Origin of the sequence: Streptomyces sp. NPDC053560 (assembly GCF_044544605.1) — a bacterium.
GTDB lineage: Bacteria > Actinomycetota > Actinomycetes > Streptomycetales > Streptomycetaceae > Streptomyces.
Genome location: NZ_JBITXI010000019.1, coordinates 39,491 through 51,603, shown reverse-complemented (window position 1 = coordinate 51,603; position 12,113 = coordinate 39,491). Strand labels below are relative to the sequence as shown.

The 12,113-nt window shown below is 71.1% G+C and carries 11 protein-coding genes and 1 pseudogene; 5 read left to right on the top strand and 7 right to left on the bottom strand.

Features of this window, described 5'->3' with window-relative positions; all coding sequences use genetic code 11:
• Positions 1-193 precede the first annotated feature (193 nt).
• Entirely contained in the window at positions 194-553 is a 360-nt protein-coding gene (locus tag ACIGQF_RS34750) for a WhiB family transcriptional regulator (RefSeq protein WP_030265320.1), read from the top strand.
• Between the two features lie 82 nt (positions 554-635).
• On the opposite strand, the gene glpX is transcribed toward ACIGQF_RS34750, so the two are convergent.
• Positions 636-1,667 carry a class II fructose-bisphosphatase gene (gene glpX, locus ACIGQF_RS34745; RefSeq protein ID WP_399718873.1) on the bottom strand — a complete coding sequence of 344 codons (1,032 nt, stop codon included), beginning with the start codon at positions 1,665-1,667 and terminating at the stop codon, positions 636-638.
• Positions 1,668-1,874: 207 nt separating this feature from the next.
• Here glpX and ACIGQF_RS34740 point away from each other — a divergent pair, with 207 nt between their 5' ends.
• Positions 1,875-2,414 (top strand): DUF4245 domain-containing protein, encoded by a 540-nt coding sequence (locus tag ACIGQF_RS34740; protein WP_399719080.1) that lies wholly within the window; start codon positions 1,875-1,877, stop codon positions 2,412-2,414.
• Between the two features lie 186 nt (positions 2,415-2,600).
• Here the strand turns inward: ACIGQF_RS34740 and ACIGQF_RS34735 are convergent, their stop codons facing one another.
• From ACIGQF_RS34735 to ACIGQF_RS34720, 4 genes are all read right to left on the bottom strand, one after another.
• A complete protein-coding gene (locus ACIGQF_RS34735; protein WP_399718869.1) occupies positions 2,601-3,194 on the bottom strand; it encodes a malonic semialdehyde reductase in 594 nt (197 codons plus the stop codon).
• 187 nt (positions 3,195-3,381) lie between these two features.
• The gene (locus ACIGQF_RS34730; protein WP_399718866.1) at positions 3,382-3,684 is read right to left on the bottom strand and encodes an exodeoxyribonuclease VII small subunit; all 303 of its coding nucleotides are present in this window, start codon (positions 3,682-3,684) and stop codon (positions 3,382-3,384) included.
• A 10-nt stretch (positions 3,685-3,694) separates the two neighbouring features.
• Positions 3,695-4,924 carry an exodeoxyribonuclease VII large subunit gene (xseA, locus tag ACIGQF_RS34725; RefSeq protein WP_399718863.1) on the bottom strand — a complete coding sequence of 410 codons (1,230 nt, stop codon included), beginning with the start codon at positions 4,922-4,924 and terminating at the stop codon, positions 3,695-3,697.
• Between the two features lie 96 nt (positions 4,925-5,020).
• A complete protein-coding gene (locus ACIGQF_RS34720; RefSeq protein WP_399718861.1) occupies positions 5,021-6,451 on the bottom strand; it encodes an APC family permease in 1,431 nt (476 codons plus the stop codon).
• A 182-nt stretch (positions 6,452-6,633) separates the two neighbouring features.
• Between ACIGQF_RS34720 and ACIGQF_RS34715 the strand changes: the two genes are divergently transcribed.
• Complete coding sequence (locus tag ACIGQF_RS34715; protein WP_399718858.1) at positions 6,634-7,671, top strand: 4-hydroxy-3-methylbut-2-enyl diphosphate reductase; 1,038 nt, start codon at positions 6,634-6,636, stop codon at positions 7,669-7,671.
• Between the two features lie 106 nt (positions 7,672-7,777).
• Positions 7,778-8,635, top strand: a complete 858-nt coding sequence (gene ppgK / locus ACIGQF_RS34710) for a polyphosphate--glucose phosphotransferase (protein ID WP_399718855.1) — start codon at positions 7,778-7,780, stop codon at positions 8,633-8,635.
• A 61-nt stretch (positions 8,636-8,696) separates the two neighbouring features.
• Here ppgK and ACIGQF_RS34705 read toward each other — a convergent pair.
• Positions 8,697-8,993, bottom strand: a pseudogene (locus tag ACIGQF_RS34705) (DUF6542 domain-containing protein); the annotation flags it as partial.
• A 796-nt stretch (positions 8,994-9,789) separates the two neighbouring features.
• Between ACIGQF_RS34705 and ychF the strand changes: the two are divergent.
• Positions 9,790-10,878: a redox-regulated ATPase YchF gene (ychF, locus tag ACIGQF_RS34700; RefSeq protein WP_362219331.1), complete on the top strand. Its 1,089-nt coding sequence runs from the start codon at positions 9,790-9,792 to the stop codon at positions 10,876-10,878.
• A gap of 109 nt (positions 10,879-10,987) precedes the next feature.
• Here ychF and ACIGQF_RS34695 read toward each other — a convergent pair whose 3' ends face one another.
• Entirely contained in the window at positions 10,988-12,106 is a 1,119-nt protein-coding gene (locus tag ACIGQF_RS34695; RefSeq protein ID WP_399718851.1) for a tyrosine-type recombinase/integrase, read from the bottom strand.
• Between the last annotated feature and the right edge of the window lie 7 nt (positions 12,107-12,113).

Sequence of the window (12,113 nt, the reverse complement as noted above, 5' to 3'; positions counted from 1 at the left end):
TGGGACCCGCCTGTAAGGCGCGCCGCAATCCGACGCTGCTTTCAAACCGTACGCCACGGTGTGCATAGAGCCGCGTACAGCGGGTAGGGCTGGTGCATCGTCTCTCGTACGGCTGCGGGGTGTGCGAAACGTCGTGCGCAGCGAGACGGGCAAGTGGTGACTGAAATCGCCGAGCCGTCGTCAGGAGTAGACCGTGCTGCTACCGCATCAGCCCCTGCAGGACGCCGCCGTCGTGCCCGCCCAGCGAGTGCCCGCTCGGGACGAGGCCGGCCCCTGGCACTCCGAGGCGGTGTGCCGACGGGACGAGGCCGGACTCTTCTTCGCACCGTCAAAAGAGCCGACGGCGGCCCGCCTGGCCAGGGAGGAAGCCGCGAAGCGGGTCTGTGCCCGCTGCCCCGTGATGATCGAGTGCCGGGAGCACGCGCTGCTCCAGCCCGAGCCGTACGGCGTCTGGGGCGGCCTGACCGCCGCCGAACGCCGGGTCGTCCTGGCCCGCCGCCGGCGCCGCGACGCCGAGCTCCAGCGCTCGGCCCGTATGCCTGCCGCGGGCTGAACCCGGTACGAATCCCCGACGGCCCGGTGCCCCTCCGCGAGAGCGGGGGGGCACCGGGCCGTCGGCCGTACGGAGCGCTGTCTCAGCTGGGCCGCTCGAAGTCGACCGAGCTGTAGGCGCGCAGCTTGGAGAGCCGGTGCACGGAGTCGATCTGCCGGATCGTGCCGGACTTGGAGCGCATGACCAGCGACTGGGTGGTGGCGGTCTCCGCGCGGTACCGCACTCCGCGCAGCAGCTCGCCGTCGGTGATGCCGGTGGCGACGAAGAACACGTTCTCGCCGCTGACCAGGTCGTCGGTGTGCAGGACGCGGTCCAGGTCGTGGCCCGCGTCGATCGCGCGCTGCCGCTCCTCGTCGTCCTTGGGCCAGAGCTTGGCCTGGATGGTGCCGCCCAGGCACTTGATCGCGCAGGCCGTGATGATGCCCTCGGGCGTACCGCCGACGCCCAGCAGCAGGTCCACGCCGGTGCCTTCGCGTACGGCCATGATCGCGCCGGCCACGTCGCCGTCGGCGATGAACCTGATCCGGGCGCCGGCCTCGCGGATCTCCTTGACGATGCCCTCGTGGCGGGGGCGGTCCAGGACGACGACGGTGACGTCCTCGGGGCTGGACTTCTTCGCCTTGGCGATACGGCGGATGTTCGCCTCGACCGGAGCGTTGATGTCGACGTAGTCGGCGGCCTCGGGGCCGGTGACCAGCTTGTCCATGTAGAAGACCGCGGACGGGTCGAACATGGAGCCGCGGTCGGCGACGGCCATGACGGAGACGGCGTTGGCCATGCCCTTGGCCGTCAGCGTCGTGCCGTCCACGGGGTCCACGGCCACGTCGCACTCGGGGCCGGTCCCGTCGCCCACGCGCTCGCCGTTGAACAGCATCGGCGCCTGGTCCTTCTCGCCTTCGCCGATGACGACGACGCCGTTCATCGAGACGGTGTGGATCAGGGCCCGCATGGCCTTGACCGCGGCGCCGTCCGCGCCGTTCTTGTCACCGCGGCCGACCCAGCGGCCCGATGCCATCGCACCCGCCTCGGTGACGCGGACCAGTTCCAGGGCGAGGTTGCGGTCGGGGGCCTCGGGGCTGACCTCAAGCTGGGACGGCAGATGATGCTCGGTCATCGGAGCGCACCTTTCTGTACGGCGACGGCCGGTTAGATGAGGGTTCGCTTGACCTTATCGCTATGTCGAGATTATGAGCAGGGCGCCCCACGTATGAGCAGTGCGCACCGGCCCCGGAGAGCCGTGCGCGTGGCCCGGTGCGTGGCCGGAGTGGGGGTCTTGTCCGATGCGTTCCCGGCATGGGGGACCATAGGGGGCGTGGCTGGTATGCGAGGCAAGCAAACGGTGCGGGACATGGTCCTGTCGATGGCCGTGATCGGCATCGTCGTCGCGGCGATCTATCTCTTCATCCCGCACAACGACAGCAAGGACGCGGAGAAGGCCGCGGTGAAGACCGTCGGCTACCGCGTCGAACTCGCGACGGCCCGGCGCGCGGCCCCGTACCCGGTCGCCGCGCCCGAGGGGCTGCCCAAGGGCTGGCGGGCCACCTCCGTCTCGTACAAGGCGGACAGCGACGGCAAGGGCGGCGCCTGGCACCTGGGCTTCCTGGACCCGAAGGACCAGTACGCCGCGGTCGAGCAGAGCGACGCCCCGGCCCGCGACTTCGTCAAGAAGGTCACGCTGAACGCCACCCCGGCCGGCGGCGGCCAGGAGGTCGACGGCGCCCGCTGGGACCGGTACAAGGGCGATACGTACAAGGCCCTCGTCCGCAAGGAGTCCGGCCACACCACGGTCGTCACCGGCACCGCGTCCTACGACGGCCTCGCGGAGCTGGCGGGCGCGCTGAAGGCCGAGAACGGGAAGTAGCCGAAGGCGCGAGAAGCAGCCGAAGGCCGAGAGCCAGAAGCAGCCGAAGGCCGAGGAGGAAGCAGCGGCCCGGCCCTCGCCCCGTACGCACGACCACCCTTGAGCACGACGAGGCCGCCGCACCCGGTGCGGGTGCGGCGGCCTCTTGCTGTGCGAGGCGGCCGGGGTGCCGGCCGGCGCCGTGGCTCAGACGGTGGCGGCGGCGTCCTCGAAGGACAGGCGCGGCGAACGCGGGAAGAAGGCGTCGGCGCCCGGCTTGCCGACGTTGATGACCATGAAGGACTTCTGCTTGCCGTCGCCGAAGAACTCCTTGTCGATGGCGGTGAAGTCGAAGCCGGTCATCGGGCCGGCGGCCAGGCCGGCGGCGCGGATGCCGAGGATGAAGTAGCCCGCCTGGAGGGTGGCGTTCTGGGTGCCGGCGACCTCACGCGCCGCGGCCTCGGAGAAGAAGGTGTCCTTGATGCCCGGCGCGTGCGGGAACAGCTCCGGCAGCTTCTCGTGGAAGTCCAGGTCCACGGAGAGGATGACGGTCAGCGGGGCCGACAGCGTCTTCGGGCCGTTGGCGCCCATGGCGTGCTCGACGAGGCGCTTGCGGGCGTCCTCGGAGCGGACCAGCGTCAGGCGCAGCGGCGACTGGTTGAAGGCGGTCGGGGCGAACTTCACCAGGTCGTAGACGGCCTGAACCTGCTCGTCGGTGACCGGCTCGTCCGTGAACGTGTTGGCGGTCTGGGCCTCACGGAAGAGGAGGTCAGCAGCGGCGGCGTCAAGGGCGAGAGTCATGAAGGGCACCTCGGTGATTCGTGGTGGTTCCGGGCCGGGCCGGTCCGGTTTGTACACCCTCCACTCTAACGTCGATAGATTAAGTTTCAACTAAAGCGAGAGGGTTGTGAGCGGTTTCACATGGCCGCGTTGCGCGAGCGAAGGGAAGAGTGTCGCGCGGGCTCCTGACAGCGCCCGCGCGGCGACCTCAGTCCTCCTCGGACTCCCCGGCCCCGTCCTCGCCCTCGTCCTCCGCCAGCGCCGCGTCCAGCCGGGCGCGGGCGCCGTCCAGCCAGCGTCGGCACACCTTCGCCAGCTCCTCGCCGCGCTCCCACAGCGCGAGCGACTCCTCCAGCGTCGTGCCGCCCGCCTCCAGGCTGCGGACCACTTCGATCAGCTCGTCCCGCGCCTGCTCGTACCCGAGCGTGGACGTCACGTCCGGCGCGCCCGCCGCCCCGGCGCCCGCCGCGCCGTCCGTCTCCATGCCCGTGTCCGTCTTCGCCTTGGCCATGGGCCCCAGCCTAAGCGGGGGGTGTGACAGAGCCGTCCGTCCGACGGACCGTGAAGTCGCCCTCGGCGACCCGGGCCCGCAGCTCCTCGCCCTCGCCGACCTCCTCGGGCGTGCGGACCGCATGGCCGTCGGCGCGCTGCAGCACGGCGTACCCCCGCTCCAGCGTGGCCTTGGGGGAGAGGGCCACCACCCGCGCGAGGGTGTGCGTCAGCTCGGAGTCGGCCCGGTCCAGCAGATGGCCCAGCGTGCGCCGGCCGCGCTCCAGCACCGCGGTGACCTGCTCCTCGCGCGCCTCCACCATGCGGTGCGGCTCCCGTATGCAGGGGCGGTTCAGCGCGCCCGCGAGGCCGCGCTCCTCCCGGTCCAGGAAGCCGGTGACCGCGCGCAGCGCGCGCTCCCGCAGCTGCTGGATGCGGGCCAGCTCCTCGCCCACGTCCGGTACGACCTTCTTCGCCGCGTCCGTCGGCGTCGAGGCGCGCAGGTCGGCGACCAGGTCCAGCAGCGGGCTGTCCGGCTCGTGCCCGATGGCCGACACGACGGGCGTTCGGGCCTGGCTCACGGTCCGTACGAGCTGCTCGTCGGAGAACGGCAGCAGGTCCTCCACGCTGCCGCCGCCCCGCGCCACGATGATCACGTCCACGTCCGGCCGGGCGTCCAGCTCCCGCACCGCCTCGACCACCTGCGGCACGGCGTGTATGCCCTGCACCGCGACGTTGCGCACCTCGAAGCGGACGGCCGGCCAGCGGTGCCGGGCGTTCTCCAGTACGTCCCGCTCCGCCGCGCTCGCCCGGCCGCAGACCAGCCCGATCAGCTGCGGCAGGAACGGCAGCGGGTGCTTGCGCTCAGCCGCGAACAGCCCCTCGGCGGCCAGCGCCTTCTTCAGCATCTCCAGCCGCGCCAGCAGCTCGCCGACGCCGACCGGCTTGATCTCGGCGGCCCGCAGCGAGAGCTGGCCGCGGGGCGCGTACCACTCCGGCTTCGCGTGCACCACGACCCGGGCGCCCTCGCTGATCACGTCGGCGACCTTGTCGAAGACCTGGCGATAGCACGTCACGCTCACCGAGATGTCGTGCGACGGGTCGCGCAGCGTCATGAAGACGACGCCCGCGCCGGGCCGCCGCGACAGCTGGGTGATCTGCCCCTCGACCCACACCGCGCCGAGCCGGTCGATCCACCCGCCGATCAGCCGCGACACCTGACCGACCGGGATCGGTGTCTCTGCGGACGTCTGTAGAGCCATGGGAACGAGCGTATCGGCGAGGACCGACAGTCCGGCGACGCTCCGCTGCGGGCCGCGGTGGACGCCCGCGGCGGCGGGCGACAGCTGCGGCGGCAGTCACACGCCCGGCAGGTCGGCCCTCCGCCCCCTCGCGTACTGCACCGCCAGCACCGCCAGCCCGATCACCAGCCACACGCCGCCGACCACCTGGGCCGTCGGGGAGGCCTCGACGATCACCGCGACCACCACCGCGAGCCCCAGCAGCGGGATCACCACATGGCTCAGCACCTTCGGCGCGGCGGCCCGCTTGCGCAGCCAGAAGTAGCCGATCACCGACGCGTGCAGCAGCCCGAAGGCGGTCAGCGCCCCGACGTTCACGATCGAGGACAGCTGGTCCAGGCCGTCGTCCCGGCGTGCCGCCCACACCGCCGCGACCAGCGTCACCACCGCCGCGCCCAGCAGCGCCCGGCGCGGCACCCCGCTCCCCGCGTCCACCTTCGACATCGCCCCCGGCAGCCGCCGGTCCCGCGCCATCGCGAAGAGCAGCCGCCCGGCCGCCGCCTGTCCGGCCAGCGCCGCGAACGCCGCACCGATCGCCTTGCTCGCCGCGACCAGCTTCTGCAGCCACTCGCCGGCCGCCGCGTTCGCCGTCGTGTAGAAGGCATCACCCTGCTCGGCCGGCTTCGCCGCCAGCTCTGCCGCCGACATCGGGGCGAGCAGCGCCGCGAGGTACGTCTGCACCGCGAACAGCACACCGGCCACCACCAGGCAGGTCAGCACGGCCCGCGCCACCCGCTTCGACCCGCCGGCCGACTCCTCCGCGAACGCCGCGATGGCGTCGAACCCCAGGTACGACAGCACCGCCACCGACACCGCCGCCAGTACCGCACTCGCCGAGAAGCCGCCCTCACCCGTCAGCGGCACCGTCCAGCCGCGCTGCGCGCCGTCCGTCGCCAGCACCCACACGGCCGCCACGACGAAGACCACCAGCACGACGATCTCCATCGCCAGCACCAGGAAGCCCACCACGGCCGCCGTCCGTACGCCCCACAGATTCAGCAGCGTCGTGACGACGACCGCCACCGCCGTCCAGATCCACTGGTGCACCGACGGCACCAGGGAGTGCAGCGCGATCCCCGAGAAGAGGTACGCCACCGCCGGGATCAGCAGGTAGTCGAGCATCGCCATCCAGCCCGCGACGAAGCCCGCGCCCTCGCCCAGGCCCACCCGGGCGTACGTGTAGACCGAGCCGGCCTGCGGGGCGACCCGCACCATCTGCGCGTACGAGTACGCCGTGAACGCCATCGCGATCGTGGCGACGACGTACACGAGCGTGATCGCCCCGTGCGACTTCGCCTGCAGCGTGCCGAAGATGCCGACCGGTGCCATGGGGGCGATGAACAGCAGCCCGTAGACGATCAGGTCCCGGAAGGACAGGGTCCGCCGCAGCCGGCCCCCGGCGGCCACGGTCGCCCCGGCGGGGTCCGCGGGGCCGGCGGGATCGGGAACGCCGCCGTGCGGGGGCTGCGGCTCGGCCGTTGGGGGCATGACGGACACCTCTGCGTGACGAACGGTCCGGCGGCGCTCGCCGGCCTCACATGATCGTCGGCCGTCCCGTCGTTTCGGGCAAGCCGCCCTGCCGTGCGGACATATGCCCTTGTTATGGCCTGGTAACGGCCTGTCCCCACCCCTGGCCAGGCCTTCCGTGGGACACCACCCCGACCCGTACGATGGGAACCATGACCACCCCGACTTCCCGCCGCGTCCTCCTCGCCGCCCCTCGTGGATACTGCGCCGGCGTGGACCGAGCCGTCATCGCCGTCGAGAAGGCCCTGGAGCAGTACGGCGCCCCCGTCTATGTGCGCCACGAGATCGTCCACAACAAATACGTGGTCAAGACGCTGGAGAAGAAGGGTGCGATCTTCGTCGAAGAGACGGCGGAGGTGCCCCCGGGCAACATCGTGATCTTCTCCGCGCACGGTGTCGCGCCGGTCGTCCACGACGAGGCCAAGCGCGGACAGCTCGCCACCATCGACGCCACCTGCCCGCTCGTCACCAAGGTCCACAAGGAAGCCGTCCGGTACGCCAAGGAGGACTACGACATCCTCCTGATCGGTCACGAGGGCCACGAAGAGGTCATCGGCACCAGCGGCGAGGCCCCCGAGCACATCACCCTGGTCGACGGCCCCGACGACGTGGAGAACATCGAGGTCCGCGACCCGGACAAGGTCGTCTGGCTCTCCCAGACCACCCTTTCGGTCGACGAGACCATGGAGACGGTCGGCGCCATCAAGGGCCGCTACCCCAACCTCCTCTCCCCGCCCAGCGACGACATCTGCTACGCCACGCAGAACCGCCAGACGGCCGTGAAGCAGATGGGCGCCGAGTCCGACCTCGTCATCGTCGTCGGCTCCAAGAACTCCTCCAACTCCGTCCGCCTCGTCGAGGTCGCGCTCGGCGCCGGCGCCAAGGACGCGCATCTGGTCGACGGCGCCGAGGAGATCGACGAGGCCTGGCTGGAGGGTGTCCGCACGGTCGGCGTCACCTCCGGCGCCTCGGTCCCCGAGGTCCTCGTCGAAGGCGTCCTGGAGTGGCTGGCGCAGCGCGAGTACGAAGACGTGGAGACCATCACCTCCGCCACGGAGTCCATCCACTTCTCGCTGCCCAAGGAGCTCCGCCGCGACCTGCGCTCGGAGGCGAAGTCGGCGACGGAGGCGAAGCCGGTGACGGAGACGAAGCCCGAGGGTGAGTCCGCGCCGGAGGTGTGAGGTCTCCCCTCGTCGTCGCGGCGGCGTGAGGTTTCTCCCTCGTCATCGCCGGGCCGGTTCGCCTTTTGACGGGTGAGCCGGCCTCTCCGCGCCTAGCCTTTTCCCCATGAACGTATTCGGTGTGGACATCGGCGGGTCGGGCATCAAGGGCGCGCCCGTGGACCTGGAACGCGGCGAGCCGGCGGAGGAGCGCTTCAAGGTGCTCACCCCGCACCCGGCCACCCCGGAAGCCGTCGCCGACGGCGTCCAGCAGGTCGTGGAGCATTTCGACTGGTCGGGGCCGGTCGGGGTGACGTTCCCCGGCGTGGTCACCGGCGGGGTGACCCGCTCGGCCGCCAATGTCGACAAGTCCTGGATCGGCACCGACGCCGCGAAACTGCTGACCTCCCGGCTCGGCGGCGAAGCCGGACCCTGCCCGGTCACCGTGCTGAACGACGCCGACGCCGCGGGCCTCGCCGAGGTGCACTTCGGCGCCGCGCGCGGCCGTACGGGCACGGTCATCATGCTGACCCTGGGCACCGGCATCGGCAGCGCCCTCTTCACCGACGGGCAGCTGGTCGCCAACACCGAGCTGGGCCACCTCGAACTGGACGGCCACGACGCCGAGACCCGCGCCTCGACCCGGGTCAAGGACGAGGAGGACCTGAGCTGGCACGACTGGGCGCACCGGCTCCAGAAGTACCTCCGTCACGTCGAGATGCTCTTCACGCCCCAGCTGTTCGTGATCGGCGGCGGGGTGAGCCGCAAGGCCCACAAGTTCCTGCCCCTGATCAAGGGCGTCAAGGCTGAGATCGTGCCTGCGCAGCTTCAGAACAACGCGGGGATCGTTGGGGCCGCAATGGCCGCCCGGCGGGCTTGCGCCCCGGCTGCCGCCGCTCCCGCTCCGGGGCGGGACGCCGGTCTCGGGGCCGCCGATCCCGGTCCTGCCGGACGTCCGGACGCTGCGCCCGCCGCCGGAGGATGAGCAGACACTTCCGTACGCCGACGAGCAGCACGCTCAGGGCCGTACCGAGGTAGAGCCAGCCCGCGTTCACCGCGAGGACGGTGAAGACGCCCATCAGCAGGCTGCCCGAGCCGCCGGCGCCGGCGATGGGGAGGCAGCCCACGGTGTACGCGATCGGCAGCGTGACCGGCGCGACGACCAGGTCGTACGGACGTACCCACAGCGCGCCCGCGGCCCCCGCCAGCACGAAGCAGACGCCGTACACGGTGGGCGAGCCGCCCGCCAGCAGCCGGTCCAGAAACGCCAGGGCCAGCAGCGCGAGGGTGGTCAGCAGGGCACAGCCCAGCCCGGTCAGCTTGGCCGCGGGCAGCCTGCGCACCAGCGCGGCGACCGGCCCGGGCAGCACGCGCCGGGCCCCCGCCCGGTAAACGGTCGAGGTCTCGGCGATGGCGGGACCACCGTCTGCCCCGTCCGCCGCGCTCGACCTGGCCGACCTGCCCGATGCGCTTTGCGCACCCTGCACGGCGGCCTGAGCGCTCTGTACGGCCTGAGCGTCTTGCACGCCCTTTGCGCCCTTCGCGCCCTGCACGGCCTTCGCCGGGGGGCGGCTGCCGCGGGCGACGGGGGGCGCCGCGGCGGGGCGGTTCCCGACGGCCCGCCCCGCGGCCGGACGGCCGGTCCGGGACGGGGTGTGCTGAGGTGCGCGCGCTTCGTGTTGCTCCACTCGCCAACGGTAGGCCGCTAAGTGGGATTAATAGCCCGTAGGACACGCGCTTTCCGCGACGATGCCGCCGGATCACCATCCGGAAGCGGTACGAACGTCGTACGTGTGGGCGTGTCGGTACGACGTTCACCGGGGCGCCGGACCGGGGCCGCGTCGTAGGTACGGGGGTGCGAGCGGGCCGCGGGACCGGGGCTGCGTCGTAGGTACGGGGGGCGGGCGAGGCGCAGGACCGGGGCGGCGTCGTAGGCGCGGGGATGGGGACGGGCCGTCGGACCGTCGCGCAATGGCCACCCGCCCTGCCCCGTAGACTGGTGGATCGGCCCCCCTTGGGCACTGCACTGCTTGCCCGTCCGGGGCGGTGCCCCACCGGGGCCATTGCCCAGCAGCCGGGCGCCGGCCCCCGGGCCGATGCCCGCCCACCCCACCTCCCGTCGGAAGTCGAGTCGCCAACGTGTCGCTCACGATCGGAATCGTCGGTCTGCCGAATGTCGGCAAGTCGACCATGTTCAACGCCCTGACCAAGAACGACGTGCTGGCGGCCAACTACCCGTTCGCCACCATCGAGCCCAACGTCGGCGTCGTGGGCGTCCCCGACCCGCGCCTGACCAAGCTGGCCGAGATCTTCGACTCCCAGAAGGTCCTCCCGGCCACCGTCGACTTCGTCGACATCGCCGGCATCGTGCGCGGCGCCTCCGAGGGCGAGGGACTGGGCAACAAGTTCCTGGCGAACATCCGCGAGTCCGACGCGATCTGCCAGGTCATCCGTGCTTTCAAGGACGAGAACGTCGTCCACGTCGACGGCAAGGTCTCGCCCCGGGACGACATCGAGACGATCAACACCGAGCTGATCCTCGCCGACCTCCAGACCATCGAGAAGGTCCTCCCGCGCCTCCAGAAGGAGTCGCGCATCAAGAAGGACGTGGCCCCGAAGGTCAAGGCCGTCGAGGAGGCCAAGGAGATCCTGGAGCGGGGCGACACCCTCTTCTCCGCGGGCATCGTCCAGGGCTCGGGCAACGAGGAGCTCCTGCACGACCTGCACCTCCTCACCACCAAGCCCTTCCTCTACGTCTTCAACGTCGACGAGGACGAGCTGACCGACGAGGACTTCAAGAACGAGCAGCGCGCGCTCGTCGCCCCCGCCGAGGCGATCTTCCTGAACGCCAAGCTGGAGGCCGACCTCGCCGAGCTCGACGAGGAGGAGGCCCTGGAGCTCCTCCAGTCCGTGGGCCAGGAAGAGCCCGGCCTCGCGACCCTCGCCCACGTCGGCTTCCGCACCCTCGGCCTGCAGACCTACCTCACGGCCGGCCCCAAGGAATCCCGCGCCTGGACCATCAAGAAGAACGCCACGGCCCCCGAGGCCGCCGGCGTCATCCACACCGACTTCCAGAAGGGCTTCATCAAGGCCGAGGTCATCTCCTTCGACGACCTCGTCGAATGCGGCTCGGTCGCAGAAGCCCGCTCGGCAGGCAAGGCCCGCATGGAAGGCAAGGACTACGTGATGCAGGACGGCGACGTCGTGGAGTTCCGCTTCAACGTCTGAGTCGTTTGGCGAAAGGCCGTCTGACCTGCGGGGGAGTGGGTTGGGCGGCCTTTGTGGTCCGCGCATAGTCCGCAGCGTGCTGACGTCGGTCGGCGTGTGGGGGGAGTGGCTACGCCGCTTCGGCGGCCTGCTCCGCGCCCGCGTCGGATCGGTCCGCGTACGCCTTGTCGACGGCGGCCCGCGTCCGCTCCTCGGAGTCGGGCCACAGGTGGGTGTAGATGTTCAGCGTCATGGCCGCGTTGGTGTGGCCGAGGCGCTCGGAGACGGTCTTCACCGACTCACCGTGCTTGATCAGCAGGCTCGCGTAGTGATGCCGGAGGGCGTGAGGCCCGGTGCCCTTCGCGATGCCGGCCCTCGCACAGGCAGGCCGCCACGCCCCGTCCATGAAGTGCGTGTAGACCACGGGACCGCCCTGCGGTGCAGTGAAGACCCAGCTCTCCGGACCGTCGACCGGGAACTTCCGCAGGTGGGCCTCAACGGCATCGACCGCCACCCTCGGCAGCGGCACGGTGCGATACGAACGCGCGGTCTTCGGCGGCCCGACGTACACCCCGTGCTTCGCCGTCTGCTGGATCTGCTGCTCGACCGAGACGGCCGCATGCAGCAGGTCGATGTGGCGGAGCTGGAGGCCGAAGAGTTCGCCAGGCCGGAGTCCGGTGGCGGCGCCCAGCAGCACAAGGCCCTTGTAACGGGCGGGCACCGCCTCGGCCAGCGTCCGCACCTGCTCGACCGCCAAGGGCGCCACCTTCTTCCGAGGCACGGCGGGTAGCTTCGCCTCGGCACACGGGTTGTGGGGGATCATGCGGTCGCGGACCGCCGCGCGGAAGACCGCGTTGACCGTGTTGAAGACGGTCCGTGAGGTGCTCGCCGCGAGCTTGTGGTTGGTCGTCAGGCTGGTGACCCACGTCTGTATGTCACCGGGCTTGATGGCGCCGAGAGCCCGCTTGTCCCAGATCGGGTAGACGTAACAACGCAGGTGCTGGGCCACGGCCTTGGCCGTCGAGGGTCGGTGCGGCTGACTGGCCCGCCACTTCTCCGCGTACTCCTTGAACGGCGTCTTGGCCGACCGCGGATCGACGTACTGACCCGTGATCACGCTGGCCGTAACCTCATCGATCCAGCGCTGGGCGTCGACCTTGCGGTCGAAGTGACGAGCGTGCTCCTTGCCGTCGAGGTCGCGATAGCGGGCGCGCCATTTGCCGTTAGGGCGCTTCTGAATGTTCGCCAAGTGGTTC

Coding starts and splice junctions, on each gene's coding strand:
- glpX (WP_399718873.1), bottom strand. CDS start 1,667: ATGACCGAGCATCATCTGCCGTCCCAGCTTGAGGTCAGCCCCGAGGCC.
- ACIGQF_RS34740 (WP_399719080.1), top strand. CDS start 1,875: ATGCGAGGCAAGCAAACGGTGCGGGACATGGTCCTGTCGATGGCCGTG.
- ACIGQF_RS34735 (WP_399718869.1), bottom strand. CDS start 3,194: ATGACTCTCGCCCTTGACGCCGCCGCTGCTGACCTCCTCTTCCGTGAG.
- ACIGQF_RS34730 (WP_399718866.1), bottom strand. CDS start 3,684: ATGGCCAAGGCGAAGACGGACACGGGCATGGAGACGGACGGCGCGGCG.
- xseA (WP_399718863.1), bottom strand. CDS start 4,924: ATGGCTCTACAGACGTCCGCAGAGACACCGATCCCGGTCGGTCAGGTG.
- ACIGQF_RS34720 (WP_399718861.1), bottom strand. CDS start 6,451: ATGCCCCCAACGGCCGAGCCGCAGCCCCCGCACGGCGGCGTTCCCGAT.
- ACIGQF_RS34715 (WP_399718858.1), top strand. CDS start 6,634: ATGGGAACCATGACCACCCCGACTTCCCGCCGCGTCCTCCTCGCCGCC.
- ppgK (WP_399718855.1), top strand. CDS start 7,778: ATGAACGTATTCGGTGTGGACATCGGCGGGTCGGGCATCAAGGGCGCG.